This window comes from Bradyrhizobium sp. JR3.5 (genome assembly GCF_054057015.1).
Genome location: NZ_JBSRYV010000002.1, coordinates 2,904,121 through 2,930,195, shown reverse-complemented (window position 1 = coordinate 2,930,195; position 26,075 = coordinate 2,904,121). Strand labels below are relative to the sequence as shown.

The following is a 26,075-nucleotide window of genomic DNA, read 5'->3' as shown; positions in this document are numbered from 1 at the left end:
AGACTGGGGTGAGTCGCAATGAATTATTGGCTGGTGAAATCCGAGCCGTCGACGTGGTCGTGGGACCAGCAGGTCGCCAAGGGCGCGAAGGGCGAAGCCTGGACCGGCGTGCGCAACTTCACGGCGCGACAGAACCTCGTCAACATGAAGAAGGGCGACAAGGCGTTCTTCTATCATTCCAACGAGGGCAAGGAGATCGTCGGCATCGCCGAGATCATCAAGGAGGCCTATCCCGATCCGACCGACAAGACCGGCAAGTTCGTCTGCGTCGACATCAAGGCCGACAAGCCGCTGAAGACGCCGGTGACGATGGCCGCGATCAAGGCCGACAAGAAGCTCGCCGGCATGGCGCTGGTGAAATATTCGCGGCTCTCGGTGCAGCCGGTGACATCAGAGGAATGGAAATACGTCTGCAAGATGGGCGGGCTGTAGCCTTCCGACCAACTCTACCGTCGTCCCGGCGAAGGCCGGACCCATAACCACAGGCGAGCATTGTTGGAGCGCGCTGTGGCCACAGCATCGTCTCAACAATAGCATCGTCTCAACAATGAGGATTGGGGGTAATGGGCCCGGCCTCCGCCGGGACGACGACGGGGGATGCGGAGCTTACGCCCCGGCCGCCATCACCACCTGCGCCAGCAATTGCTCGCGCTTGGACTGGGTCCGGTAACCGCCCATCGTCGCGGCGAAGCGTTCGAGGATGCCGTCCTCGAAGGCGGTGACGATGGTGTCGTGGACATAGCTCTTGCGGCAGATCGCCGGCGTGTTGGAGAGCTGGTCAGCGGCGGCGCGGATCGCGTCCAGCACCTGGCGCTTGCGGCCGCGCTGGCTGGCGGCCGGCGTGATCCGCGACAGCGATTCCACGACGACGGCCGAGGCCATCAGGGTGCGGAAATCCTTCAGCGAGATCTTGATGCCGGCGAGCTCGCGCAGGAACGCATTCACCGCCGTGGTCGACGCCGCCCGGACGATGCCGGAGCGGTCGTAATACTGGAACATGCGCTTGCCCGGGACGCCGCGCAGAATGCCGATCGCACGCACCAGCTTGGCCGCATCGCATTCCTTGCGCACGGCCTTGCCGCCCTTGGCCTTGAAGGTCAGCACCAGAGAATCGTCCTCCAGCGTGACGTTGGACTTCAGAAGCGTGGTGGCGCCGCGGGTGCCGTTGAGGCGGGCGTAGGATTCGTTGCCGGGCCGGATCGCGGTGCGCGCGATCAGCTCGATGACAGCCGACAGCGCGAACTCGCGCGTCGGCTCGTCGCCGGACAGGAACGCCGAGACCTTGCGCCGGATCTTCGGCAGCGCGGCGACGAGCTTGGCCAGGCGATGCGCCTTGCGCTGCTCGCGGACCTTCTCCCAGTCGGCGTGATAACGGTACTGCAATCGGCCCGCGGCATCGCGGCCGACCGCCTGCAGATGCGAACTCGGATCGCTGGAATAGCGCACCTGGCGATAGGCCGGAGGAACCGCCATCGCATGCAGCCGGCGGATCGTGCGCGCATCGCGGACGCGCGAACCGTTGGCGCGAACGAACGAATAATTCTTGCCGCGCTTGATACGGCGGATGGTCAGCTCATTCTGGTCGCCGAGCCGCAGGCCCAGATCGCGCGCCAGATCCTCCACCGAGGTCTTGATGACAGCGGGCGCCTCAAGCTTGAGCCTCGCCCGGAGCGACTGCAACTTTGCCTGCGGCTGCTTGGGCCATTGGCCCAGCGCCTTCGCCAGGGCGACAGCGGGATCGGCGGACATGGGCCGCACAGCCGCGATGTTCTGCTGATCCATCATACTTCCAAGACGCCTTTTCCGCTGTTCTCCCGGTAATGCCGTTGCTTCGGGCTTCGTTCCGGTGGGCCATCCGGCCTCGGTTTCGCGATTTAGGGCGTCGAGGCCGACATTGCGAGTCGCGAATCAGTTATCGACGGTTCCTAATTACCTTTCATGGGTGCCATTCGCCCGCTAACCTTGATTTTGGTCGCTCCGGGATCGGTCAAAATGGCCAGATCGCAGCCCGGAACCGGCTTTGGGGGCCCTCATCAGGCCGGCCGGACCGGCGCAAATCAGGTCAGAGACCATGTCCTTACACGCGCGGCGCGCAGCCTCATCCGCACGCTACAGGTTGGTCGACCCCCCTGTCCGGCCGGCAGGGACTGCGGCGCGAACGGGCGTCCTTGCGACAGATTTCTGGCTGGCCCGACCAAAGCCATCCAGATCTCCAACCGAGCAATTGTTGACGTAGATCATCGCGGCGACGTCCGGCAATTCGTTCAATGGCGGTTGAAGCGGTCCGTCAAAATTGGCGTCTGCGTATCCTGTCGCGCGCGGCATTGTTGCGGTGACGGCGCGGCGCGGAGAGCGACATCACTACGACCAAGAGACCAGTGACCCGGAGCAGGCGATAGAGCATAGGTTTCTCTCATCAACGAAGCGCGGTAAACCGCCCAATCAGATGCGGAAGCCTATGGGATGTCCGGCGGCTTCCACGCGACGAAAGTGACAGCCTTTTTCCTTGCCCGGCCGGAATGTGGCAACGCATAATCGCGGCAATGATCAAGACGGCTTGTCGGCGCGTTGTGTGCGATCGGCAATGAGTGGAGGAAAATGATGTCCGAGAAGGTTTATGACGTGTCGGCCGACTGGGCCAAGCGCGCTTATGTCAACGACGCCAAATATCGCGAGATGTACGCGCATTCGGTCAAGGACCCGAACGGCTTCTGGGGCGAGCACGGCAAGCGGATCGACTGGATCAAGCCCTTCACCAAGGTCGAGAACGTCTCCTTCGCGCCCGGCAACATCTCGATCAAATGGTTCGAGGATGGCGTGCTGAACGTCGCCTGGAATTGCATCGACCGCCATCTCGAGAAGCGCGGCGACCAGACCGCGATCATCTGGGAGGGCGACGATCCCTCTGAATCCAAGCACATCACCTACCGCCAGCTGCACGACGAAGTCTGCAAAATGGCCAACATCCTGCGCACGCGGAACGTCAAGAAGGGCGATCGCGTCACGATCTATCTGCCGATGATTCCGGAAGCGGCCTACGCCATGCTGGCCTGCGCGCGGATCGGCGCGATCCACTCGGTGGTGTTCGGCGGCTTCTCGCCGGACAGCCTCGCCCAGCGCATCAAGGACTGCGACTCGAAGCTGGTCATCACCGCCGATGAAGGCCTGCGCGGCGGCAAGAAGGTGCCGCTGAAGGCCAATGTCGATGCCGCGATCGCCAAAACCGGCGGCGTCGATTGGGTCGTGGTGGTGAAGCGCACCGGTGGTGCGATCGACATGAACCCGACGCGCGACCTCTGGTATCACGAGGCCGCCGCGATGGTGACGACGGAATGCCCGGCCGAGCACATGCATGCCGAAGACCCGCTGTTCATCCTCTACACCTCGGGGTCGACCGGCACGCCGAAGGGCGTGCTGCACACCTCCGGCGGCTATCTCGTGTTCGCGTCGATGACGCATCAATACGTGTTCGACTATCACGACGGCGACGTCTACTGGTGCACCGCCGACGTCGGCTGGGTCACCGGCCACAGCTACATCCTCTATGGGCCGCTCTGTAACGGCGCGACCACGCTGATGTTCGAGGGCGTGCCGAACTACCCGGACAATTCGCGCTTCTGGAACGTGGTCGACAAGCACAAGGTCAACATCTTCTACACCGCGCCGACCGCGATCCGCGCGCTGATGCAGGGCGGCGACGGGCCGGTGAAGAAGACCTCGCGCAAATCGCTGCGCCTGCTCGGCTCGGTCGGCGAGCCGATCAATCCCGAAGCCTGGGAGTGGTACTACCGCGTGGTCGGCGAAGACCGCTGCCCGATCGTCGACACCTGGTGGCAGACCGAGACCGGCGGCATCCTGATCACGCCGCTGCCCGGCGCGACCAAGCTGAAGCCGGGATCGGCGACGCGGCCGTTCTTCGGCGTAGTGCCTGAAATCGTCGATGCCGAGGGCAAGACGCTGGACGGCGAGACCTCGGGCAATCTCTGCCTGGCTAAATCATGGCCGGGCCAGATGCGCACGGTCTATGGTGACCATGCGCGGTTCGAGCAGACCTATTTCTCGACCTACAAGAACAAGTACTTCACCGGCGACGGCTGCCGGCGCGATGCCGACGGCTATTACTGGATCACCGGCCGCGTCGACGACGTCATCAACGTCTCCGGCCACCGCATGGGCACCGCCGAGGTCGAGAGCTCGCTGGTCGCGCATGAAGCGGTGTCGGAAGCCGCCGTGGTGGGCTACCCGCACGACATCAAGGGCCAGGGCATCTACGCCTATGTCACGCTGATGAAGGGCGCCGAGCCGACCGAGGCCTTGCGCAAGGAGCTGGTCGCCTGGGTCCGCAAGGATATCGGCCCGATCGCCTCGCCGGACCTCATTCAATTCGCGCCCGGCCTGCCCAAAACCCGCTCCGGCAAGATCATGCGCCGCATCCTGCGCAAGATCGCCGAGGATGAGCCGTCGAGCCTCGGCGACACCTCGACCTTGGCCGATCCCGCCGTGGTCGATGACCTCGTGCAGAACCGGCAGAACAAGAAGGACGCGTAGGCCCTAATCCGGCGGCGGCAATATCAGCAAAATCAAGGGAAGGCCGCGCGATCATCGCCGCGGCCTTTCTCTTTTGTTGTCTTGACGCGCTTTCTCCCCGCGAACCGGCGGCCGCCCTACATCGCGTGCGGAACAGGCCTGGCTCGAAGATGCTCCCGGATTGACCATTTTACGGGATTGTCAGAGGCGAGGCGCCATTGCGGCGTGTTTGTGGCCAAGTGTTGTTTTCAGGTCATTTACTTTAATCCGAACTTTTCCTTTTCTCACCGCCATCAGGACGTGTCTCGCGGCCGGTGTGAAACCAGCCGGTTAAGACACGCGGTTAATATTATGTGCGCGAGACCGGCGGGCCCGGTTTTTCAGGGCTCTGCACCTTCGTTTTTGGCTCCCTCACAGGAGCTGTTGGGAAGTGGAGAGGTTGATGTCGATGAAGTTTGCGGTGGCGCTGGCTGCCACCCTTGGTGCTGTTGTTGTGATGTCGCAGACGGCCGAAGCGCGGCCGGAAATGGTCGGAATACACGCCGACAATTATGAGCCGGGCACCATCGTGGTGAAGACCAACGAACGGCGGCTCTACCTCATTCTCGATTCCGGTCACGCGATGCGTTATCCGGTCGGCGTCGGCAAGTCGGGCAAGCAGTGGGCCGGCACGACCCGGATCGACGGCAAGTACCGCAACCCGGCCTGGTCGCCGCCCGCCGAGGTCAAGCGCGACAAGCCGAGCATCCCGAACGTGATCGCAGGCGGTTCGCCGGCGAACCCGATGGGCGTCGCCGCGATGACGCTGGCCGGCGGCGAATACGCGATCCACGGCACCAACGTGCCGGGCTCGGTCGGCGGCTTCGTCTCCTACGGCTGCATCCGCATGCTGAATCCCGACATCACTGATCTCTATTCGCGCGTCTCGGTCGGCACGACGGTGGTCGTCACTCGCTGATCGCACACAGCGATTCGCCGAAAGAAAAGCCGCGCCACTGCGCGGCTTTTTATTTGTCTGTCCTGTGCCGTCGCAGCGATGACGCTATCGCCCAGAGCGGGATGAATTTGGTTGAATCGGCTTGCCGCGCTTTCGGTTCACCTCTCCCCGTCGGGGAGAGGTCGGATTGCTCCCGGCGATGCGGAGCATCGTCCGGTGCAATCCGGGTGAGCTCTTGCTCTCTCGCTAGACCGTAACCCCTCACCCGATTTGCTGTGCAAATCGACCTCTCCCAAAGGGAGAGGTGAACTTTCGACGCCGTTCCAGCTCAACCTGATTTCATCATGCTTTAGCGGGCAAAATTTCCGCACCAGCCGAAGCGATGGCCGCCATTGTAGGCGCGGGCATGCCCGGCCGCGAGCAGCGCCGACGATACGTTGTCGGTCTTCTTCGTCGCGACGTCGGCGACGACGCGACCCTGATACTTGTCGGGCCCGATATTGTAGATCGCGACATCGCCCTGGCCGAGCAGATCGCGCAGCGCCACCGTGGCTGCTTGCGCCATTTGCAGTTCGCGCGCGCACGACGCCTTCAGCTCCGGCGCATCGATGCCGCGCAGCCGGACCCGCGTGTACAGATCGGGTCCCGGCGCGAGATGCACCCGCGCCTCGAACGTGTCGCCATCGATCGTCCTGATGACATCGACAGAATGGCGAGCGTCGGGCGCGCCGGCCCGCTGCCAGATCATTTCGGCATCGCGCGACCGGCTCAACGACCAGTGCGACGGCAAGGGTATCCATTGAGGCGCCCATCGGCGGATCGGCAGCATGCTGCCGACGGCAATGCCGAGAACGAACACCCACGGCAACGCTGCCGAGACGCGGCGGCCCCAGGGTGAGCGGCGAAAGGGCGGACGTCCCGTCCCACGATAAGGATTTATTCTCTCGTATGGGGACATATTCCCAGACTGGTCTGAGTCGGATCGTCAGGCAAGACGCTCAAAAATCCGAGGCGATGCCCTTGGTCTCCCAATCACCGTAACGCGTCGGTTCCGGTCCCTTCGGGCCCTGGAATTCCTTCGGCCGCGCGGCCGCCTCCTTCACAGCGGCCTCCTCGGCAGCCTTGCGCCGCGCCGCAGCCTCGGCGAGCGCGCGCTGCGCGGCCGGCGTCAGCGGCTTGCGCGGCGCGGGTTCCGGCGGCAATGGCGATGGCGATGGCGATTTCTCAGACATAGCGGGCCTTCTTGGCAAAACTTTCTGCCTGCGAGTTATCTTGGTGTTGGCTCAGTGACGGCATCACAAGAAATCCCGCAAGACGATTCTTACATTTGGCATATTCGCATGCCAGTGGTGTTTTCGAGTTGATGGCATGAGCCGAATGTAACTCAGCATCTTCGAGATATTTCCGCTCCATGCCTCCTTCAAGATTTGCAGTTCCTGCCGAAGTCCCCGGTCTCGCGGCGCGCCGTATCGCGGCCGACATCCTTGACGGCGTGCTGCACAAGCACCGCACGCTCGACGATCAGCTCGACGGCGCCGGCGCGCATCCCGGCCTGAAATCGCTGGCCGATCGCGACCGCGCATTGATGCGCCGCCTGGTGTCGACCATCCTGCGCAAGCTCGGCACGCTCGGCCATCTGCTGTCGCGCCTGCTCGACCGCGGCGTCCCGACCGATGCGCCGCGCGCGCAGAGCGCGCTCCTGATCGGCGCCGCGCAGATCCTCTGGATGGACGTGCCTGACCATGCCGCGGTCGATCTGTCGGTGCGGCTGGTGCAGTCCGACCGCCGCGCGGCGAAATATGCCGGGCTGGTCAACGCCGTGCTGCGCCGCTGCGCGCGCGAGGGCCAGGGCCTGATCGACGAGATCAGCCCGCAGACGCTGGATCTGCCGCAATGGATGCTGGCGCGCTGGAATGCGCATTACGGTGAAGCCACCGCGCGCGACATGGCGCTGGCGCTCGGCCACGAGCCGTCGCTCGATCTCACGGTGAAGTCCGACGCGCCGCAATGGGCGAGCCGCCTGCATGGCGAGATATTGCCGACGGGAACCGTGCGCACGCTGCTGCAGGGTTCCGTGACCATGCTGCCGGGCTTTGCCGAAGGCCAATGGTGGGTGCAGGACGCTGCCGCCGCGCTTCCGGTGCGGCTGTTCGGCGACATCAAGGACAAGCGGGTCGCTGATCTCTGCGCTGCACCCGGTGGCAAGACGGCCCAGCTCGCGCTGGCCGGCGCACAGGTCACCGCGGTCGACCGCTCGCCGGCGCGGGTCGCGCGGCTGCGCGACAATCTCACACGGCTGGCGCTGCAAGCCGAGACGGTCGTCGCCGACGCCGCCGAATGGCCCGCGGAGGCCGCGAGCTTCGATGCTATCCTGGTCGATGCGCCCTGCACCTCGACGGGAACCATCCGCCGCCATCCCGACGTCGCCTGGCTGCGCCAGGAAGGCGACATCGCCGCGCTGACGGCCCTGCAGAAGCGGCTGCTGCATAAGGCCGTCAACCTGCTGAAGCCGGGCGGCACCCTGGTCTACTGCACCTGCTCGCTTGAGCCGGAGGAAGGCGAGCACGCGATTGCCGCGCTGCTGGCGAGCGAATCAGGCCTGCGCCGTGCGCCGGTCGAGACAAGCGAGGTCGCCGGCCTCGACGACATCATCACCGCCGACGGCGATTTGCGCACCCTGCCCAGCCATTTGCCCAACGCCGACCCGCGGCTGGGCGGGCTGGACGGCTTTTACGCCGCCCGGCTGGTTAAATCCTGATTTTAAACTTCAGTCTTCTAAGCTCGAAGTGATTCGTGCGGTATCAAGAGGGTGTCTTGTTTATCAAGAAGGTGTCTTGGGCGCGTTTCCGGATTAAATAAGGATTCGTTGAAAATTCCCTCCCCGCAAGGTTAGGCGTGTCGGTCGCTCAAAGCAGACGCATCTCGACGCTGATTGCTGGCCGGTTTGCCCGCAGCATGCTCGCACGCGCCAGCGGGAGCACGGTGGCGCTGTCGCGGCTCTGGCCCGGCCGCACCGACCGGCTGATCATCGCCCCGCACGACCTGCGGACCGCCGACGCCACCCGCGCGGCCGAGATCTATGCCGGGCGATTCGTGTTCGCCGGCAAGATCGTCACCTGCCACGGCCGCTCGATCTTCGATCTCGAGCCGCCGTCGGAGGATTGGGAAGCCGCCCTGCTCGGCTTCGGCTGGCTGCGCCATCTGCGCGCCGCCGACACCGCGCTGACCCGCGCCAATGCCCGCTCGCTGGTCGACGACTGGATTTCCAACCAGGCCCGCAAGCGGCCGCTGGAGCGGCGCGCCGACGTGCGCGCGCGGCGCGTGATCTCGCTGTTGTCGCAGGCGCCATTGGTGCTCGGCGACACCGACGGAAAATTCTACCGCAAATATCTGCGCGGGCTGGCGCGCGAGATCCGCTATCTGCGCCATTCGACGCTCGACAATGACGGCGTTCCGCGCCTGCAGGTGCTGATCGCGCTGTGCTATGCCTCGCTCTGCCTCGCCAACCAGGCGCGCAATATCAAATCGGCCACGCGCAGGCTGTCGGACGAATTGCAGCGCCAGATCCTGCCCGATGGCGGCCATATCTCGCGCAATCCCGGTGCGCTGGTCGAGCTGCTCAGCGATCTCTTGCCGCTGCGGCAGACCTTTGCAGCACGGAATATCGCGCCGCCGCCGGCGCTGCTCAACGCCATCGACCGCATGATGCCGATGCTGCGCTTCTTCCGGCACGGCGACGGCAGCTTCGCGCTGTTCAACGGCATGAGCACCGCGCCCTCCGATCTCGTCGCGACGCTGCTCGCCTATGACGACACCCGCGGCGTGCCGATGGCGAGCATGCCGCACACCGGCTTCCAGCGCCTCGATGCCGGCAACATGACCCTGATCATCGATACCGGTCCGCCGCCGCCGGCCAGCGTCAGCCAGGATGCGCATGCCGGCTGCCTGTCGTTCGAGCTGTCCTCCGGGGTCAGCCGCATCGTCGTCAATTGCGGCATGCCGAACACCGGGCGAGACAATTGGCGGCCGTTCGCGCGCTCCACCGCGGCGCATTCGACGCTGACCTATCGCGACACCTCGTCGTGCCAGTTCGTCGAGCTGTCGGCGATGAAACGGCTGTTGCGCGGCGCGCCGGTCACCAGCGGGCCCGGCAATGTCGAGAGCTACCGCGAAGCCATCCCCGACGGCGACGTGCTCACTGCCTCGCATGACGGCTATCTCTCCCGTTTCGGCGTGATCCACCGCCGCGTGCTGATGATCGCCCAGGACGGCACCCGGATGGAGGGCGAGGACTCGCTGTCGCCGGCACCCGGCGGCCGCATCAAGGGCAGCGAGGCCGATTTCGCGCTGCGCTTCCATTTGCACCCCTCGGTGAAGGCGAGCCGCCTGTCGGACGCCCGCGGCGTCATGCTGGTGCTGCCCAACCGCGACGTCTGGACCTTCGAGGCGATGGACGACAAGGTCGACCTCGAGGATAGCGTGTTCCTGGCCGGCAATGACGGCCCGCGCCGCGCCTCCCAGATCGTGATCCGGCAGAACGCAAGGCAGGCCGCCACCATCCGCTGGAGCTTCGTGCGCTCCTCGACCTCGGCCACCGCCACCAACGCCCGCCGCAACGCCCGCCGCGAGCCGGAACTGCCGCTGTAATCTGAGCTGAATGTCCATGGCTGGACCGTCATCCTGAGGTGCGAGCGGAGCGAGCCTCGAAGGATGCACGGCCCGGCTGGTGGCCGTCGATCCTTCGAGACGCCGCTTCGCGGCTCCTCAGGATGACGGGGAACGAATACCGAATCATCGTCAATTTGCGGGGATTCGGTCCCACGGACCGGTTTCGTATGGCACAAAACCATGCTACCCGGCTGCCTTAACAGCCAGGGATTTCCCAGATGACCGAACAGCTTCGCCGCGTGACCCGCGCACTGTTGTCCGTTTCCGACAAGACCGGACTGATCGATTTCGCCAAGGCGCTTTCCGACCATGGTGTCGAGCTGGTCTCGACCGGGGGCACCGCCAAGGCGATCGCGGCGGCCGGGCTCAAGGTCAAGGACGTCTCCGAGCTCACCGGTTTCCCGGAGATGATGGACGGCCGGGTCAAGACACTGCATCCGAAGGTGCATGGCGGCCTGCTCGCGATCCGCGACAACAAGGAACATGCCGCGGCGATGGCCTCGCACGGCATCGCGCCGATCGACCTCTTGGTGGTCAACCTCTATCCGTTCGAGGCCACCGTCGACAAAGGCGCCGGCTTCGAGGAGTGCATCGAGAATATCGACATCGGCGGCCCCGCGATGATTCGCGCCGCGGCGAAGAACCATGACGACGTCGCCGTGGTGGTCGAGGCGAACGACTATCAAGCTGTTCTCGACGAGCTCGCCGCGCACAAGGGCGCGACTTCGCTCGGCCTGCGCCGGCGGCTCGCCGCCAAGGCCTATGCGCGCACCGCGGCCTATGATGCTGCGATCTCGAACTGGTTTGCGAAGGAGCTCGACACCAAGGCGCCGGACTTCCGCGCCTTCGGCGGCAAGCTGATCCAGTCGCTGCGCTATGGCGAGAACCCGCACCAGACCGCGGCATTCTATGCCACGCCGGAGAAGCGGCCGGGCGTTGCGACCGCACGCCAGCTGCAGGGCAAGGAACTGTCCTACAACAATATCAACGACACCGACGCGGCCTATGAGTGCGTCGGCGAGTTCGATCCGCAGCGCACCGCGGCCTGCGTGATCGTCAAGCATGCCAACCCCTGCGGCGTCGCCGAGGGTCCGGATCTTGCGACCGCCTATGCCCGCGCGCTCGCCTGCGACTCCACCTCGGCCTATGGCGGCATCATCGCGGTCAACCGCAAGCTCGATGCTGATGCTGCGCGCGCCATCATCGGCATCTTCACCGAAGTGATCATCGCGCCCGATGCGACCGAAGAGGCGATCTCGATCATCGCAGGCCGGCGCAACCTGCGCCTGCTGCTTGCAGGCGGGCTGCCGAACGCGCGCGCGATCGGGCTCACCGCCAAGACCGTTGCCGGCGGCCTCTTGGTGCAGAGCCGCGACAATGCGGTCGTCGAGGACATGAATTTGAAGGTTGCGACCAAGCGCGCGCCGACCGATGCCGAGCTGCGCGATCTCAAATTCGCCTTCCGTGTCGCCAAGCACGTCAAGTCGAACACCATCATCTATGCCAAGGATCTCGCCACCGTCGGCATCGGCGCCGGCCAGATGAGCCGGGTCGATTCCGCACGCATCGCCGCGCGCAAGGCGCTCGATGCGGCAGCCGAGCTGAAGCTCGCAGAACCCCTGACCAAGGGGTCGGTGGTCGCCTCCGACGCGTTCTTCCCGTTCGCCGACGGCATGCTCGCCTGCATCGAGGCCGGCGCGACGGCGGTGATCCAGCCCGGCGGCTCGATGCGCGACGACGAGGTGATCAAGGCCGCCGACGAGCACGGCATCGCCATGGTGTTCACCGGCGTGCGGCATTTTAGGCACTAAACTCTCAGCACGGTCGTCCCGGCGAAAGCCGGGACGACCGCGGCGAGTTATCCGCGCACCTTCGCCAACAGCGCCAGCCCCACCACGAAGAACCCCACCAGCACCGCCATGCCGTATTTCTGGCTCGCGGTCGCTGCCGTGATCGCGCCGATCAAGAGCGGGCCGATGAACGACGTCACCTTCCCGGTCAGCGCGAACAAGCCGAAATACTGCGCGATGCGATCCTTCGGCGCGAGGCGGATCAGGAGCGAGCGCGACGCCGCCTGCAACGGCGCGCCGGTGGCGCCGATCAGACAGCCCAGCACGATATAGGCGCGCTCGGCGGCGCCCGCGAACAGCGGACCGCCCGGCACCGGCGGCGCGACCGGGATGAACAGGATGGAATCCTTGTTCACCGTGAGGATCACGACGATCGCAAACAGCAGGATCACAAGACTGCCGGTGATCAAGCGTTTCGGCCCGAACGCATCATCGAGCTTGCCGCCGAGCCAGCCACCGAACGTCCCCGCCACTGCCAGCATGATGCCGAAGGTGCCGATCCGGATCGTGTCCCAGCCGAACGTGCCGGCGGCATAGATGCCGCCGAACGCAAACAGCGAGACCAGCCCGTCGGTGTAGATCATGTTGGCCAGCAGGAACCGCGGCAGCGATTTCTGCTTCGGCAGGCTCACCAGTGATTCCCTGAGCTCGCGCAGGCCTTCGCCGAGCGCCGCGCGCATCGGGCGCTTCGCCGGATAGTCCGGCGTGAACAGGAACATCGGCGTCACGAAGATGATGAACCACAGCCCGGTCAGCGGCCCGGTGATGCGGTCGCCTTCATGCATGACCGGATCGAGACCGAACAGCGGCGTGAAGCCGAACAGCGTGCGGCCCGTCTCGGCATTGGCGGCGAGGAAGCCGAGCACCAGCACGAGGCTCAGGATGCCGCCGACATAGCCGGTAGCCCAGCCGGTGCCGGAGAGCCGCCCGATCCGGTCCGGCGGCACCAGCGTAGGCATCATCGCATTGTTGAACACGGTCGCGAACTCGACGCCGATGCTCGCGATCGCATAGGCCAGCAGCAGCGCGGGGATGATGTCGGGATTGCCGGGCTTGCCGATCCACATCGCGCTCGAGCCGATCACCAGCAGCGCGCCGAAAACAGCGATCCACGGCTTGCGCCGGCCACTGGCATCGGCGATCGCACCCAGCACCGGCGACAGCAGCGCGATCGCCAGTCCCGCGGCTGCGGTGGCAAAGCCCCACAGCGCCTGCCCGCTCGCGGCATCGGGCGCAACGAAGCTCGCGAAATATGGCGCGAACACGAAGGTCGTGATCAGCGTGAAATAGGGCTGTGCGGCCCAGTCGAAGAAGATCCAGCTGACGACGGCTGCGCGGCCAGGATAGACGTTGGTGCAGGCCTTCGCATGTTCAGTGCCCGTCTGCATTGTTGCCGTCATCGCGAAAGATATTCCCCAACTCGAACCGCAGGCAGGCTTTCGCCGCTTCAATCCGTTCCCATATAGCATGGGCCGATTTTGCTGATACGGCGATGAACAGGGCAGGACATTTCGATGGCGCCAACGATGTCGCGACGGCTGTTTGCCGCTCTGCTCTTGATCGGCATCGCGACACCCGCCCTCGGTCAGGTGCAGCGGCGCGCTTACGAGCCCTCAGCCACCAATACGATTCAAAGCATTCGCGCCGAAAACGGCATGGTGGTGGCGCAGGAGAAGCTGGCGGCGCGGGTTGGCACCGACATCCTGCGGCAAGGTGGCAACGCCGTCGACGCCGCGGTCGCGACCGGCTTTGCGATGGCGGTGACCTATCCGCGCGCCGGCAATATCGGCGGCGGCGGTTTCATGGTGATCCATCTCGCCGGCCGCAACGAAGATGTCGCAATCGATTATCGCGAAACTGCGCCGCAGGCCGCGTCGCGCGACATGTTCCTGAACGCCGACGGCAAGCCGGAGCCGGACAAGTCCCGCAACTCCGCGCTCGCGATTGGCGTTCCCGGCACGGTCGCGGGCCTTGCGCTGGCGCTGGAGAAATACGGCTCCGGCAAGTTCACGCTGGCGCAGATCGTCAAGCCCGCGATCGATCTGGCCCGCGACGGCTTCATCGTCACCGACGATACGTCGGACACGCTGTCGGACATGTATCGCCGCATGTCGCGCTGGCCGAACTCGGCCAAGACGTTCTCGCATGCCGACGGCACGCCGCTGCATGAGGGCGACCGCCTGATCCAGGGCGATCTCGCTGGCGTACTGACGGCAATTGCCGAGCAGGGACCGCGTGGCTTCTACGAGGGCGCGGTCGCCGAAAAGCTTGTCAGCGGGATCAGGAATGCCGGCGGCATCTTTACGCTCGCGGATCTGAGAGCCTATCAGCCGGTGATCCGTACGCCGATCCGCGGTACCTATCGCGGCTTCGACATCGTCTCGATGCCGCAGCCGTCCTCCGGCGGCGTCGTGCTGCTGGAGATCCTCAACATCCTCGAAGGCTTTCCGATGTCAGACATGAAGCAGGGCTCGGCCGCCTCGCTGCATGTCATGATCGAGGCGATGAAGCGGGCCTATGCCGATCGCGCTCGCTATCTCGGCGACCCCGCCTTCGTCGACGCGCCGACCCAGCTGCTGATCGACAAGGATTATGCCGCGAGGCAGCGCGCGACCATCGACCTTGCCCGCGCGACGCCCTGGACCGATGTGCGCAACGCCAAGCAGCCCCACGAGGGCGACAACACCACGCATTATTCGGTCGTCGACGCCAGCGGCAACGCCGTCAGCAACACCTACACGCTGAACTTCCCCTACGGCGTCGGCCTCGTCGCCGACGGCACCGGCGTGCTGCTCAACAATGAGCTCGACGATTTCACCGCCGCGCCCGGCGCCTCCAACGCTTTCGGCCTGGTCGGCTTCGAGGCCAATCTGCCGGGGCCCGGCAAGCGCCCGTTGTCGTCGATGTCGCCGACTATCGTGCTGAAGGACGGCAAGCCCGTGCTGGTGACGGGATCGCCGGGCGGCAGCCGCATCATCTCCGCGGTGACGCAGATCATCGTCGACGTCATCGACTACAAGATGGACATCGCGGCCGCGGTCGCCGCGCCCCGCATACATCATCAATGGCTGCCCGACGAGGTCCGGATCGAGCGCGGCTTTCCCGACGAGGTGCTCGCCGAGCTGCGCGCCAAGGGCCACAAACCGGTCGAGCCGCTCGGCTACTCCTCCGCGAACTCGATCGTCGTCACGACCAGCGGTCTGCTCGGTGCGCCCGATCCACGGACACGCGGCTCGGAGGCGGCCGGATACTAGAGCTTGATCCGGAAAAGTGCGAAGCGGTTTTCGAAAAGATCATGCTCAAACTAAAGACCTAGATGGGCAAACGCGGCTTTGCCCGGCCTGCAACATCGCGATAGATTGGCGGTCCGCGCAACTCCGGCCGCGGATCGCAAACAGCCGGTGAAAGATTTCTCCGGGGAACGCGCATGAGCATGGCCGAATCCAAAACGATCGAAGTCGCAGAGATCGAGGACACCAGTCTCCTCGCCTTCTATCGCGACATGAACCTGCCGGAGCGGCGCACGTTCTGGGCTTGCGCCTCGGGCTGGACGCTCGACGGCATGGATTTCATGATCTATCCGCTGGTGATCGGCACCATCATCACGCTGTGGAAGGTCGATGCCGGCACTGCCGGCCTCGCCGGCACCGTGACGCTGCTGGCTTCCGCCGTCGGCGGCTGGCTCGGCGGCTATCTCTCCGACCGGATCGGGCGGGTCAAGACGCTGCAGCTCACCATCATCTGGTTCTCGTTCTTCTCGCTGGTCTGCGCCGTGGTGCAGAATTTCGACCAGCTCCTGATCGCCCGCGCGCTGCTCGGCCTGGGCTTCGGCGGCGAATGGGCGGCCGGCGCGGTGCTGATCGGCGAAGCGATCCGGCCGCAATATCGCGGCCGCGCGGTCGGCTCGGTGCAATCGGGCTGGGCGATCGGCTGGGGCCTTGCGGTGCTGGCGCAGGCGATCCTGTTCTCGATCCTGCCGCCAGAGAACGCCTGGCGCTGGATGTTCGTGATCGGCGCGCTGCCGGCGCTGCTGGTGTTCTACCTGCGCCGCTATGTCACCGAGCCGGAGATCTCCGCCGCGACGATGGCGCAGCAGCAGGCATCCGGCAGCGGGCCCGCCGCATTGTGGGAGATTTTCCAGGGGCCGATCCTGAAGACCACGCTGCTGGCCTCGCTGGTCGGCACCGGCATGCAGGGCGGCTATTACGCCGTCACCTTCTGGGTGCCGCGCTTCCTCACCACCGAGCGCAAGCTCTCGGTGGTCGGCTCGACCGGCTATCTCGCGACGCTGATCATCGGCTCCTTCATCGGGTATCTGGTCGGCGCCTGGCTTGCCGACCGGATCGGCCGGCGCAATCTGTTCCTGATCTTCTCGCTCGGCGCCATCGCGATCGTGCTGCTCTATACCCAATTGCCGCTGTCCAACGAGGTGCTGTGGGTGCTGGGCTTCCCGCTCGGCTTCTTTGCCTCAGGCTATTTCTCCGGCATGGGCGCGTTCCTGACCGAGCTCTACCCGACCCGGCTGCGCGGCTCCGGCCAGGGCTTCTGCTACAATTTCGGCCGCGGCGTCGGCGCACTGTTTCCGTTCCTGGTCGGCGCGCTCTCGACCACGACCACGCTGGCTAACGCGATCGCGATCTTCGCGGTGGCGGCCTACGCCGTGTTCTTCATCGCCGCCTACGCGCTGCCGGAAACGCGCGGCCGCGTGCTGCATGCGGGTGGGTAACATTGAGCGCGACCCCTCAGCTTGCTCAGTTTTGCCTCTCCCCTTGTGGGAGAGGCACGCGCCCTGCGCGAACGGTTTTTATAACGTATAATCAATTACTTGCTATGTATTTCCGAGTGCGGTGTCCTTGCAGTGTCCCGAAGAGCTTCTGAACTCTGCGGGCATCAATCCAAGCCAGCAGGGCTGCCATTGCCGAGCCTTTTCCCGGCGCGCAGCTCGGAGATGCCCTCCGGTCCCTGCGGCAGCCTGTGAATAGCTGGGAAAGAAGCCAGCCCGTTTCGATTTACCACCCTGCATTGTGCCAGCGTGAGCATTCCCGATTCGCAATAGAGAGAGGGCCAATGGCACTGAGTGAAGGAGAGATCGCGACCGTAAAGGGAATGCTGTTTCGCGGAGATCGACAGCACGACATCGCCGCCTATTTCGGGGTGAACGGTGGACGCATTGCCGAGATCAGTACTGGTCAAACCGGTGGCAGCATTGCAGCGACGATGGCAGGTGATTTGCCGCCTGCCGGTCCGTACATGGCTGGCCGTTCAGCACTGCGCGCACGCGACACGTTGATCGCCCTGCGCGATCTCATCCAAGACGCGATCAACGATATCGACCTGTACGAGAAGCCGAAATAGTGAGAGCAGAGCATTCGCAGAGATAAGGATTGATCCCTGCCAGCGCTGCCTGGCGCAGCGTTGTCGGCCATCCGCACGGACAGTAGCGATACAAAAACATTGCCCACCAGACCGGGCCAATAAATGCCCCTCTATCACTCAACCATTTTCTCAGCGGACTACCCCGGCACGGCCTTCAAGGCGGTAGCGCCAGCATGGCAGTACGAAAAGGCAAACGGCGTCTTTCGGGGTACTGGCGAAGAACTGCATGCCGAAAACGAGCGTATCCGGTTGGAGCGCGGTCATGCGCCGTCACAAGCCTACTATGGCGACGGGCATCCTGTCTTCTTCGACATGGAGATCATGATACGCGCGACAACTACACAACGCGCTCGTCAAGCCGTCACTCTCCTGTGTTCGGCAATCGACGTTTTGCACGGCAGTGCGATGGGGTACTTCGACCCGATGGAGGACATTCAAATTCGTCTCAGTGGAGCGAAGCAAGATACGCCATCGTTCTTCTCAACAAGCGGGATCACCGCAGCGTGCCGGTTTGCGGCGCTCGTAAGCAGGGCCTCCCTGTCCTATGCCATGCACAAGCTCGCTTACAGCTACCGCTCGGCGGGCGCACATCATATGGATATGCACCCGCGCTACTCGCCGCACGAGTTCAGAGTGCAGAAAGAACCGCTTGCTCACGTGCACATCGCCAATGCGGTCACGCTGGCGTACTCGGCTATCGAAGAGATGCAGCTTGAGCTGCGCGCCAGCCGAGAGAACCCGTCTAGGCTCAAGGACGGCTCGTGGAATCCTGTTGTACTCAACGAACTTAAACAGCGACTTCGGAAGGCCACAATCGATATTGATGACCCGTTTGTATGGACTGTTAGAGGCCCCAAGACTCGTATCGAGCGTTCGCGGCAAATTCCTTTTATCGACAAGGCGAAGTGGGCTTACGGCCTGGTCCGGGACCGGGAGGTCTCGATTGTCGACGCCTTAGCCTATGCGAGTTGGCTTCGCAGCACCACCACCACGCATCGTTTCACAAAAACAAGTGCGAGCCTAACCGTCTGCGATGCATACAACGTGCAGCTGCTGGCACGAAGGCTATTGATGGAACGCTTCGGTTTCTGGAATACGCCCACGCGCCCCTGAGCACACGGAGAAATCGTCATGTCGACGTCGACTCAACGACAGTACGGTTACGAGGAGCTAAGAGAGATTGTTGTCGACATCTTGATTGGGAAGGAGCAGGTGGACTTTGAACCTAGCCAATGGGACATCCTAACCCAAGACGTTGCAATGGTCATCGCTCGACGGGCGGGGCACAATCGGGACACTCAAGCATATCGGCAGGCATTGGGACCTCACCAACTCGAGCTAGTGCGCGATATATTTTGGGATTTATTCCGACAGGGATTTATCACTCTTGGCCTGAACAACTCCAATCCTGCATGGCCGTTCTTCCGGCTAAGTCACTACGGCCAAAAAGCTCTCACACAGCAGTCTCCGTACCGTTTCCATGACACAAACTCTTTCCTGCAACTACTAATGCGCGAGGTACCAGACCTTTCTCGTGAGGCCCAAGAATATTTGGAAGAGGCCGTAGCGACGTTCTACGCGGGATGCCTCCTTTCTAGTTGCGTGATGCTCGGCGTCGCGGCGGAAGCTGAATTTCTTCGGCTAGTCGACGTCGCTTCAAACGGCAAATATGCCGCCAACTTCGCGGCGGCGTCCAAGCCGCTCTTCATTCGGCGGAAAATTGACAAGTTTCAAGCGGCCCTTAGTCCGCTTGCGAACGCGCTTCCGAAAGAAGCCACGGAAGATTTGAATACGAATTTTGCAATGATACAGTCAGTGCTTCGAATTGCGAGGAACGAAGCGGGTCACCCAACGGCAGCAAATCCGGAGCGCGAACAGGTTTACGTCTTTCTGCAACTGTTTGTGCCGTTCGCGCGCCAAGTCATGCGCTTGCGGCAAGTGCTCGCCTAAGACAGGATGAAGGCATCGAATCGGCGAATAGTGCGCGTCTGTTATCCATTACAAGCAAGCCCATCTAGTAGCGTTATGGTCCACGAAGATTTCGACAGGCGGTTCGCCATCGAAGTGGTGGCCGGGGGAGCGATAGGGATTTATGAAATTCACGATAGTCTTCGAAGGCGACATTCCGCCGCGTCCGCAAAGCACACTCAAGCAAATCCATGAAATCCGGCTTGGGCTCGCTCCACAAATTGCAGAGCTATGGAAGTTCGAACCGCTGGCAAGCGAAGGGAAAAAGTGGCTCAAAGAGCCAGAAGAAGGCGATGGCGGATACGCGACGCTGGAGAGGCGTGGTGACCGCGTCTTTGCACCGCTTGTCTCCAAGCGAAATGACATGCACTGCGAGCTGTACATTACGTTCTTACGACAGCAAGCTCCGGGCCAACTGATTAGTGAGGGCGGAGACATAGACAACCGACTGAAAACGTTTCTGGACGCCTTGTCTGTACCGCCTCACGCACAAGCCAGAGAATTTCAGACGATAGCGGCGTCTGAGCCTATTTTTTGCTTGCTTCAGGATGATGCTCTCGTCACCAAACTGGCCGTCGAAACTGACCGATTGCTTCGCCCTTCCAGCAATAAATTCGACATGGTCGCAGTCGTCCAAGTACATGTGAAAGCGACGAAGCTGACCTTTGGCAACATTGGGATCGCGGGCTAGACCATGCGCAATCTGTCCGCATCTTCATAGTTAAGGTTCCGATGTGATGTCCGAAGAGCCCAACGATGGACCGAATGACGCCGGGACAATAACCAGCTCTGTTCTTTCGACAATGCCAATCGGGAAGGCGCTGCAAACAATGGTGACTGCTTTGGTTGCCGACCAGCGAATTGAGCGCCTTGAAGGATTTTTTCAGCGCCTGTCGGACGAGCTGGTCGCGGTCAAGTGTTCGCTTGACCAGCTGAAGAAGCCCGAAAATATCGAGCTAATCGAAGACGGTGCTTATCAAGCAGTTCGCGCGTTTACGGAAGACAGAAAGCGCTACATTGCCAAGGTCGTCGCCAAAGGTATAGCAGACGACGATGAGTCAAAGCTCGGCAAGCGGCGAATTCTCAAAATATTGAGCGATCTAGATGACCAGGAGATACTCATATTGGAGGCATATGGGTCTGACCATGTTCAGTCCCGTTTGCAAGAAGTCCGACCGCCACCCCCAGCGATGAGTTCTCCACCCGATGTTAGGGAACGTTCAGCGCTGTTCGAATGGGCCCACAATCGGTTGCATCGATTAGATTTGCTTAGAGTTCACCCAGGAAGACGGCCGGGACGAGAATTCACCGAGCTGACCTCGCTCGGTCGCGCAGTTCTGCGTACTTTGGATTTGTTGCCACCGGGTGGGATACAAGACCGGATGGACGGGAGCTGACCAGAAGCGAAACGTGGAGGCGGGGTAAACCGATGAAGCGATCATGACCGACATTTTCAAATTTTGGTCGCGAATTGAGCGAGGCGCTCACGTTCATCCCGATGACGAGCTGGTTTTCAGTCGTCTCAATGCTCAGAAGCACGGTTTCGATCTGCGGTGCCTGCCAGCGGCATTTGGCGGACCCTTGAAGACAGCAAAGGTAGTTTTGCTATTCGCGTCACCGGGATTGAGCAGCAAGCTTGACCTCACGGACGCCAAGACCAACGAGGGTAAAGACTACTACATGCGTCGCTGGAAAGGACGGGAGCCTTTTCGCTCGGTGGGCGACGGAAGTAAGTGGCTTAGGAGCATTACTAAGCGTTTTGGCGACTACGACGATATTCGTCAAAGAATTGCTGTGCTCAACATCGGCGCATACCACTCTCCGCGAGTGAAGGATTGGCGCGCGCTGATGTCTCTGCCGTCAAGCCGAGCATCTTTGAACTGGGCACAAACCGTATTGTTTCCGCGAGCCGAAAGCGGTGAGATCGTCGTCATCTGCATGCGCGCGGCGACTTCTTGGGGATTGGAGACGGGTAGGAAATATCGCGGCACGTTGTTCGCGCCTGTTGTGAACGTGCAGAGAGGTTATCTCGCAAGGAACAGCGCGGCAAATGACCGACTAGTGGAGATAGTGAGCAAACGGCTTACGCGATAGGTTGATGGCCGCCAAGGTGGTGGCCGGGCGAGCGGCGAAAGCCATCTCGGGTGGGACGATGTCAATTCTTTCTGAGTTCCTGCGCAACTATACGCCTCAAAATGGTTGGGGAACGTTTTTCACTGCGGCATTCGGTGCGTTCGCTGGTGCCGTCGCTGCTAGCCGCGCGCATAACAAAAGGACCGTCGTTGCTGAGTTGAATGCCCTAAATGCCGCGCACGAGTTAGCTGTGGCCACGGCCAACGTTATTCTGGCGCTCAAGCGGCAACATATTGTGCCACTCAACGAAGATTTCGAGCGCATAAGAACTTCGTATGCAAACCACAAAGCGATGCGCAAGGCTGGAACGCAACTTTCACCGTTCCAGTTTATTGCGGATATGCGGTCTCTAACTCTCCCCGCAACGCCACATGTGGCGTTGGAGAGAATGATCTTCGAAAAAACGTTGGCTAGAGGCCGTGCGCTCGCCGCATTGGTTACTCTGGTTGGATCAATTGATGGCCTTGCCATTTCAATCAACGCTCGAAACGAGATGATAGAGGATCGCCGAACTGCAAAATGGAATGATCAAGAGAGGTTGGAATTCTTCCTTGGCCTGAAGACGGCCAATGGCGTGATCGACGAACGCTTTCCATCCAACATCGCAGGCATTACATTGCAGACTGATTTTTGTATCTTTTATGCAAAAGTGTTGGCCAACGATTTGGCCGACTACGCAAACAAGCTCAGATGGAAGCATTCATGGTTCTACCGCCTGAGAGTACCCAAGATAGATAAGACGGATTGGTCGTACCCCGAGAAGTTGGGGTTGATGCCTAAGGACGACGACTACGGCGATTGGCTCCGTGGCTTTCAGCCTCGCCTTACGCGAGGGCAACGGGTATGGGCTTGGTTCAGGTCAAGCAAACAGACCAAGTAGAACGCTGAGTGCGATCTCTCCGGCATCACCGCCAGCCAAGCCGGTAGACGCCGTCCGCATCGTCAACGGTTAGGCCCACGCGGTCCGCCAGTTGCAGACATCTGCTACTCGTCTTCGCTGCGCTGACGCGATTGGTTCAACAGGGAGCTTCGCTTTGCTAATCAAGGATATGGATGCGATATCGCCCTTCGAAGCAAACGAGGGCGAAGCTCCTGGTTTCGAAGTAACAGGGAACCACGCCTTCGAACTTTGGTTCTGGCCGGAACTGCGGCGACGGGTCGATAACGGTACGCTTCAGCTGCCGTTTAAGCTAGCTAGGGCTCAAGTGCTGTTTTCGGACGGGCTCGAACCACAAGTCCGCTTCAATGGAGAAGTGCACGGGGCGATGGAGTTTAAGGCGGCTCGGCCCGTCAAGGCCGGCCAACCTGTATCTGTTGCTGACATCGCCGAACCTGTCGGCTTCGAGCTTGAGTTGGCCGACGCTGACTGCGGCCACTTCACGTTGATCGAATACGGACGGAACTGGGCTGTATTCTTCGACTTCCGGCGCAACAAAATAAAGGCCGCAGACATCGTTAGCCGAGCCGAGCAATTCGTCGCCGTTGCTGAACTTTCAATCGAGGGTGGATATGCTGCGCCTTACGTCGATTGCTTGTTCAGCGCGACTGAATTGCTCGCCAGTGCGCGGCTGATGATGATCCCCGAGAAGAAGCTTGAAAGTCACGGAAGTATTCACAGCACGATCAACCATTGGCGCAAGCTGGGGAACGTAGACGCGCGGTTCGTCGAACTGTTCAACGAACTCTCCCACATACGCAAGGCGGCTCGATATGGGGGCTCCGCGAAGGAGATTAGATCGGACGCACCGTTTGAGCGGATCAGGGCAGAGATCGCAGACCTGCGTGCGTCTATGAAGCGCTTCAGCGATATTCCCTCGAACTCTCCATGAGTGAGCAATTTTGGCACCGGCTTGTCCCGCACCGTGTCCAGTCAAATACACAGGCCGCTTGACACGGTTGTTAGTGCCAAGTCAAAGCTGACCATGGTTCGATGCTTACGCGGCGTTTCTCGACCTCTTCGATCTGACCGCGACAGACAGCCAATTGGTCAGGAACAAACTGCCTAACGGGCGAACCATTTACTTTGGCTGGGCGAAGGGGCGATCCACGATCTCTTCACACGTGAGACGGACGTTGCTTCCTCTAGGGGCATCTTGCTTCCTAGTCAGCCCAATACTGTAAGGCCGACTCAAAAAGAATTCGCGGTTGCCGAGAGCCGCTTCGGCATACTGATCGATGGCAACCTGGATGGCCTGAACATGTTGATAGCACCAACCTTCACGGGCGGAAAGCTCACGAACTTCGTTTAGCGCTCTGACAAACGGCGGCGGATTTTCCCAATCATCGAACCATTGCGGGCGCTCTCTCACCATTTCCGGCCTCCGAGAACCTTGCCCTTCGGTTTCGGCAATGCGGCCCTCATCCGGTCCCGGTCAGCACAGAGGACATCGATCTTGTCGAGCATCCGTTGCAGCAGAGCTTCGGCTGAACTGGTCGGGATACCCGCTCTCTTGAGCTGAAGGATTTCATTGCGCTGGCGGCTGACCTGCACGCGCAGGCGCTCGATCTCCGAACGGACAAATTCGAGTGTGGGCATGGTTGGCTCTAGCTCGGCGACGAGCCATCATAAGAACGAAACAAGAACGATGAGTCAAGGCTCCAAATGACTTCTTACGATGCACCGCACATGCCTCCCGTGAGCGGAGTTCCAATGCTATAAGGAGCGGAACTTGCTCTCTGGCAGGAGCGGAGCAATGCCAATCAACCGTCTGCTGAAAATCGGCAAATACACGCAGGAGGAGATTGAGCTTCTGAATAAAGCCTTCGATCTCGCCCTGCGTTCGATGGGTCTGGTTGACCGCAATGACCCGCTTTGCGAGATGATCGCCCGTAGGGTTATCGAGGCTAGCGCGACCGTCGCTGGCGGCCCGAAGGAAATCGCTGACGTGGCGGTGGCACGAATTGGCCTAAGGTGAGCCACCTCACGTGGCTAGCCGTTTCCGTTCGGTGCCTTGGCTGCTGTCCGTTGGCCCATTCAACTAGGCATCTTCGATGTCAGTTTTTGAGGGCAATCCGAACCTCGCTATTCAGTACAGTGTAAGCGCATGCCCTAGCGTAACCTACAGATCGGCAAACCCTGCTCAGCCGCGCTCGTTTTCAGAAATACGTTGCTTGCCTATGAACACAGGCGTCACAGGCTTGGCCGTAACCGGCCCTTCGTAGCGTGCAACAAGCGCGAGCAGCCGCTGCTTGATGAAAGGATCATCCGCCCGTTCAGCAAGATCGCGGATCAATATAGCCCGCTGCTTATTAAATTCATTGTCCAACATGGATCACCAGTAAAGCCGCATTATACTGGTGCGTCATTGTCCCATGTTAGTTTTGAGTTTGAGTATGGTTAAGCGTCCACAAGGCGTCGAGATGCCGGGCTTCATCAAGCCGCAGCTTGCCACGCTCCGGAGCAAAGCACCCAAAGCCGGCCATCTCCATGAGATCAAGTACGACGGCTACCGCGTTCAGCTTCACCTGAACCACGGGAAAGCCAAGGCGTATACCCGCAACGGCCTCGATTGGACCAAGCGGTTTGCAGTCATTGCAAAGGCATTCGAAATCCCGGACCAGGCGATTATCGATGGCGAAGTGGTCGTTGTTCATGAAGGGCGAACCAACTTCGGCGAGCTGCAAGCTGACCTTGCCAGGGGTCGTCAGGATCGATTGCTTTACTACGCCTTCGATTTTCTTTGGCTCGATGGGCGAGACTTGCGCAAGCTCCCGCAGATCGAGCGAAAATCGATGTTGCAAGGTTTATTCGACGCGTATGACCTCAAGCCTCCGGTACTGTACAGCGAGCATCTTGAGGGTGACGGACAACAGCTATTCGAGCACGCGAGCAAGTTAAACTACGAAGGCATTATTTCGAAGAAGGCAGATGCGCCTTACCGTTCGGACCGCAATGAGGGCTGGCTGAAAGTCAAGACTGTTCAACGTGAGAAATTCCCGGTGATCGGGTTCGTAAAGGACCCGACTGGTGTGGCCGCGCTCTATCTCGGCAAGCAAGAGGGTAGTGAGCTGGTCTACATGGGTAAAGTCGGCACTGGCTGGTCCCGCACCGTTTCCGGCCAAATCCGTAAGCAACTGGATACGGTCGTTAGTCCGAAGTCTAAGCTGACTAAGCCGATCAGGAAGCCGAAGGCAACGTGGGTTGAGCCGAAGTTCTACGCGGATGTTGAGTACAGGGACATTACGTCCGAAGGGCTGCTGCGAGCTAGTTCATTCAAGGGTCTGTCAAAGCGCCATTAGGAACTAGCATCGTAGCGGCGACGTTACTGCCATGACGGTCGCATTTGAACCCTGATCATTTCGGTCGCATCTATTTTGAAGGACGAGGCTATGCCGGACAATCTAACCAATCGCGTGCGGCCTGACCGCTCGAAGATCAACATGCACGAGCCGCACGAGGTGAAATACTGGACTCACGCACTTGGTGTTTCGAAGGATGAACTTCAGAAGGCCGTCGATAAAGTCGGCAACTCCGCTGCGGCGGTCCGCAAGGAATTGGGCCTTCCCGATCAGGCTCAAGAATGACAAAGCCCAACTGTCCGATCTGCTTCGGCCTTGGCTGGGTCTGTGAGAACCATCCGCATTTGCCTTGGACAGCAGAGCCGCATGGCTGTCAG

General features: G+C 61.5%; 27 protein-coding genes. 19 read left to right on the top strand and 8 right to left on the bottom strand.

Features of this window, described 5'->3' with window-relative positions; translation table 11 throughout:
• Positions 1–18: 18 nt before the first annotated feature.
• A complete protein-coding gene (locus tag ACVWW1_RS30980; protein ID WP_456658500.1) occupies positions 19–432 on the top strand; it encodes an EVE domain-containing protein in 414 nt (137 codons plus the stop codon).
• Positions 433–606: 174 nt separating this feature from the next.
• On the opposite strand, the gene ACVWW1_RS30975 is transcribed toward ACVWW1_RS30980, so the two are convergent.
• On the bottom strand, positions 607–1,785 hold the full coding sequence (locus ACVWW1_RS30975; protein ID WP_207834105.1) for a DNA topoisomerase IB: 1,179 nt from the start codon (positions 1,783–1,785) through the stop codon (positions 607–609).
• 816 nt (positions 1,786–2,601) lie between these two features.
• Here ACVWW1_RS30975 and acs point away from each other — a divergent pair.
• Both acs and ACVWW1_RS30965 read left to right on the top strand, forming a co-directional pair.
• A complete protein-coding gene (gene acs, locus ACVWW1_RS30970) occupies positions 2,602–4,548 on the top strand; it encodes an acetate--CoA ligase (protein WP_456658499.1) in 1,947 nt (648 codons plus the stop codon).
• Between the two features lie 421 nt (positions 4,549–4,969).
• Complete coding sequence (locus ACVWW1_RS30965) at positions 4,970–5,485, top strand: L,D-transpeptidase (RefSeq protein ID WP_097677248.1); 516 nt, start codon at positions 4,970–4,972, stop codon at positions 5,483–5,485.
• A 328-nt stretch (positions 5,486–5,813) separates the two neighbouring features.
• On the opposite strand, the gene ACVWW1_RS30960 is transcribed toward ACVWW1_RS30965, so the two are convergent.
• Genes ACVWW1_RS30960 through ACVWW1_RS30950 form a run of 3 tightly spaced genes read right to left on the bottom strand, consistent with a single transcriptional unit; the run spans position 5,814 to position 6,877 of the window.
• Positions 5,814–6,422, bottom strand: a complete 609-nt coding sequence (locus ACVWW1_RS30960; RefSeq protein ID WP_456658498.1) for a thermonuclease family protein — start codon at positions 6,420–6,422, stop codon at positions 5,814–5,816.
• A 40-nt stretch (positions 6,423–6,462) separates the two neighbouring features.
• The gene (locus ACVWW1_RS30955; RefSeq protein ID WP_456658497.1) at positions 6,463–6,696 is read right to left on the bottom strand and encodes a DUF1674 domain-containing protein; all 234 of its coding nucleotides are present in this window, start codon (positions 6,694–6,696) and stop codon (positions 6,463–6,465) included.
• Positions 6,689–6,877 (bottom strand): hypothetical protein, encoded by a 189-nt coding sequence (locus tag ACVWW1_RS30950; RefSeq protein ID WP_456658496.1) that lies wholly within the window; start codon positions 6,875–6,877, stop codon positions 6,689–6,691. The genes ACVWW1_RS30955 and ACVWW1_RS30950 overlap by 8 nt, the downstream gene beginning before the upstream one ends.
• Between ACVWW1_RS30950 and ACVWW1_RS30945 the strand changes: the two genes are divergently transcribed.
• The 3 genes from ACVWW1_RS30945 (at position 6,876) to purH (ending at position 11,943) form a co-directional block, all read left to right on the top strand.
• A complete protein-coding gene (locus tag ACVWW1_RS30945) occupies positions 6,876–8,222 on the top strand; it encodes an RsmB/NOP family class I SAM-dependent RNA methyltransferase (RefSeq protein ID WP_456658495.1) in 1,347 nt (448 codons plus the stop codon). The genes ACVWW1_RS30950 and ACVWW1_RS30945 overlap by 2 nt on opposite strands.
• A gap of 137 nt (positions 8,223–8,359) precedes the next feature.
• Positions 8,360–10,111 carry a heparinase II/III family protein gene (locus ACVWW1_RS30940; RefSeq protein ID WP_456658494.1) on the top strand — a complete coding sequence of 584 codons (1,752 nt, stop codon included), beginning with the start codon at positions 8,360–8,362 and terminating at the stop codon, positions 10,109–10,111.
• Between the two features lie 239 nt (positions 10,112–10,350).
• Entirely contained in the window at positions 10,351–11,943 is a 1,593-nt protein-coding gene (purH, locus tag ACVWW1_RS30935; protein WP_456658493.1) for a bifunctional phosphoribosylaminoimidazolecarboxamide formyltransferase/IMP cyclohydrolase, read from the top strand.
• A gap of 47 nt (positions 11,944–11,990) precedes the next feature.
• Here purH and ACVWW1_RS30930 read toward each other — a convergent pair whose 3' ends face one another.
• Complete coding sequence (locus ACVWW1_RS30930) at positions 11,991–13,370, bottom strand: MFS transporter (RefSeq protein WP_456658492.1); 1,380 nt, start codon at positions 13,368–13,370, stop codon at positions 11,991–11,993.
• Between the two features lie 126 nt (positions 13,371–13,496).
• Between ACVWW1_RS30930 and ggt the strand changes: the two genes are divergently transcribed.
• From ggt to ACVWW1_RS30880, 10 genes are all read left to right on the top strand, one after another.
• Positions 13,497–15,236: a gamma-glutamyltransferase gene (ggt, locus tag ACVWW1_RS30925; protein WP_456658491.1), complete on the top strand. Its 1,740-nt coding sequence runs from the start codon at positions 13,497–13,499 to the stop codon at positions 15,234–15,236.
• Positions 15,237–15,409: 173 nt separating this feature from the next.
• Positions 15,410–16,708 (top strand): MFS transporter, encoded by a 1,299-nt coding sequence (locus tag ACVWW1_RS30920; RefSeq protein ID WP_456658490.1) that lies wholly within the window; start codon positions 15,410–15,412, stop codon positions 16,706–16,708.
• A gap of 341 nt (positions 16,709–17,049) precedes the next feature.
• Positions 17,050–17,337, top strand: coding sequence for a hypothetical protein (locus ACVWW1_RS30915; protein ID WP_456658489.1), 288 nt, complete (start codon positions 17,050–17,052; stop codon positions 17,335–17,337).
• 123 nt (positions 17,338–17,460) lie between these two features.
• Positions 17,461–18,471, top strand: a complete 1,011-nt coding sequence (locus ACVWW1_RS30910) for a hypothetical protein (RefSeq protein WP_456658488.1) — start codon at positions 17,461–17,463, stop codon at positions 18,469–18,471.
• 18 nt (positions 18,472–18,489) lie between these two features.
• A complete protein-coding gene (locus tag ACVWW1_RS30905) occupies positions 18,490–19,308 on the top strand; it encodes a hypothetical protein (RefSeq protein WP_456658487.1) in 819 nt (272 codons plus the stop codon).
• 142 nt (positions 19,309–19,450) lie between these two features.
• Positions 19,451–20,017: a hypothetical protein gene (locus tag ACVWW1_RS30900; RefSeq protein WP_456658486.1), complete on the top strand. Its 567-nt coding sequence runs from the start codon at positions 19,451–19,453 to the stop codon at positions 20,015–20,017.
• A 46-nt stretch (positions 20,018–20,063) separates the two neighbouring features.
• Complete coding sequence (locus ACVWW1_RS30895; protein WP_456658485.1) at positions 20,064–20,723, top strand: hypothetical protein; 660 nt, start codon at positions 20,064–20,066, stop codon at positions 20,721–20,723.
• Positions 20,724–20,766: 43 nt separating this feature from the next.
• A complete protein-coding gene (locus tag ACVWW1_RS30890) occupies positions 20,767–21,420 on the top strand; it encodes a hypothetical protein (protein WP_456658484.1) in 654 nt (217 codons plus the stop codon).
• 4 nt (positions 21,421–21,424) lie between these two features.
• Positions 21,425–22,339 (top strand): hypothetical protein, encoded by a 915-nt coding sequence (locus ACVWW1_RS30885; protein WP_456658483.1) that lies wholly within the window; start codon positions 21,425–21,427, stop codon positions 22,337–22,339.
• A gap of 154 nt (positions 22,340–22,493) precedes the next feature.
• Positions 22,494–23,288 carry a hypothetical protein gene (locus tag ACVWW1_RS30880; protein WP_456658482.1) on the top strand — a complete coding sequence of 265 codons (795 nt, stop codon included), beginning with the start codon at positions 22,494–22,496 and terminating at the stop codon, positions 23,286–23,288.
• A gap of 189 nt (positions 23,289–23,477) precedes the next feature.
• On the opposite strand, the gene ACVWW1_RS30875 is transcribed toward ACVWW1_RS30880, so the two are convergent.
• Both ACVWW1_RS30875 and ACVWW1_RS30870 read right to left on the bottom strand, forming a co-directional pair.
• Positions 23,478–23,771 carry a hypothetical protein gene (locus tag ACVWW1_RS30875; RefSeq protein WP_456658481.1) on the bottom strand — a complete coding sequence of 98 codons (294 nt, stop codon included), beginning with the start codon at positions 23,769–23,771 and terminating at the stop codon, positions 23,478–23,480.
• Positions 23,765–23,995 carry a hypothetical protein gene (locus tag ACVWW1_RS30870; RefSeq protein ID WP_456658480.1) on the bottom strand — a complete coding sequence of 77 codons (231 nt, stop codon included), beginning with the start codon at positions 23,993–23,995 and terminating at the stop codon, positions 23,765–23,767. The genes ACVWW1_RS30875 and ACVWW1_RS30870 overlap by 7 nt, the downstream gene beginning before the upstream one ends.
• 157 nt (positions 23,996–24,152) lie before the next feature.
• Here ACVWW1_RS30870 and ACVWW1_RS30865 point away from each other — a divergent pair, with 157 nt between their 5' ends.
• Positions 24,153–24,374, top strand: coding sequence for a hypothetical protein (locus ACVWW1_RS30865; protein WP_456658479.1), 222 nt, complete (start codon positions 24,153–24,155; stop codon positions 24,372–24,374).
• A gap of 165 nt (positions 24,375–24,539) precedes the next feature.
• Here the strand turns inward: ACVWW1_RS30865 and ACVWW1_RS30860 are convergent, their stop codons facing one another.
• The gene (locus tag ACVWW1_RS30860) at positions 24,540–24,728 is read right to left on the bottom strand and encodes a hypothetical protein (protein ID WP_456658478.1); all 189 of its coding nucleotides are present in this window, start codon (positions 24,726–24,728) and stop codon (positions 24,540–24,542) included.
• A 64-nt stretch (positions 24,729–24,792) separates the two neighbouring features.
• Here ACVWW1_RS30860 and ligD point away from each other — a divergent pair, with 64 nt between their 5' ends.
• Together ligD and ACVWW1_RS30850 are read left to right on the top strand one after the other, a co-directional pair.
• Positions 24,793–25,698 carry a non-homologous end-joining DNA ligase gene (ligD, locus tag ACVWW1_RS30855; RefSeq protein ID WP_456658477.1) on the top strand — a complete coding sequence of 302 codons (906 nt, stop codon included), beginning with the start codon at positions 24,793–24,795 and terminating at the stop codon, positions 25,696–25,698.
• Between the two features lie 90 nt (positions 25,699–25,788).
• Positions 25,789–25,983, top strand: coding sequence for a DUF3606 domain-containing protein (locus tag ACVWW1_RS30850; RefSeq protein WP_456658476.1), 195 nt, complete (start codon positions 25,789–25,791; stop codon positions 25,981–25,983).
• The last annotated feature ends 92 nt before the right edge of the window (positions 25,984–26,075 follow it).